This window comes from Micromonospora sp. LOL_023, assembly GCF_048060115.1.
GTDB lineage: Bacteria > Actinomycetota > Actinomycetes > Mycobacteriales > Micromonosporaceae > Micromonospora_E.
In genome coordinates, this window is the sequence record NZ_JBHMIM010000178.1 from 1 (window position 1) to 960 (window position 960).

At 66.8% G+C, this 960-nt stretch carries 1 protein-coding gene; it reads left to right on the forward strand.

All coding sequences use genetic code 11. The annotated features are described in order from the left end of the window. Nucleotides 1-165 precede the first annotated feature (165 nt). Nucleotides 166-954, forward strand: a complete 789-nt coding sequence (locus ACFHVL_RS31355) for a transposase family protein (protein ID WP_416632242.1) — start codon at nt 166-168, stop codon at nt 952-954. Nucleotides 955-960: the final 6 nt, after the last annotated feature.

Sequence of the window (960 nt, forward strand, 5' to 3'; positions counted from 1 at the left end):
GAGGGCCATTCAAAACCTGATCGACACCCGTAGAGGTGACGGTGGGTGATGTTCGTGGGTGGCCGGCACCGGCCGAGAACGTCCCGATTGGACGCGGCGGCCGGGATCCGATAGATCATCTTTGTGTGGAAGTTGATCGAGGGCCAGCCGCCGCAGTGCGAGCGTATGACAGGGCTCCGGACGGGACAACTCGCCGACCTGACCGACCGGGTCCGCGAGATCGTCGGCCCGGAGTGGGAGAACCCGCCAGTCGGCCGCCCGCACGTGCTACCGCTGCCCGTGGCGGTGATCGCGGTGCTGTTCGGACTACGACACAACATGCCCGACGACGTCGTGGCCGAGCTGTTCGGCTGTTCACAGGCCACCATCACCCGCTATCACCAGATCCTGCGGCCCATCCTGCGCTGGGTCACCCGCCCCGAGGTCGACCAGCGGCTCGACCGGGCACACCGCGACGGCGTACTGGTCGACGGGTTCGTCGCCCCGGTCGGCGAACGTGAACACTACGACGGCCTGTTCTCCGGCAAGAAACACGTGTCCGGGCAGAACGTGCAGGTCATCGCCGACCTCGACGGCCTGGTCGCCGACGTGGGCGAGCCCGTCAACGGCGCCCGACACGACGCGGCGGCATTCCACATCTCCGGCATCGCGCAACGCTGGGCCAGCCACTTCGCCCCGGACGGACCCGGGATGATCGGCGACAGCGGCTACCAGGGCAGCGGAGCGATCACCCCACACAAGAAACCACCCGGCGGCGAGTTGACCGCCGGGCAGAAGGCATACAACTACAGCGTCAACCGGCTACGCGCCGCCGTCGAACGCGCCATCGCGCACCTGAAGAACTGGAAGATCCTCAAGACCGGCTACCACCGGATCATGACCGACTTCCCCGACGTGTTACGCACCGTCACCGCCCTGGAGGTCTTCAGAACCACCGCACCGGGTTTTGAATGACCCTCC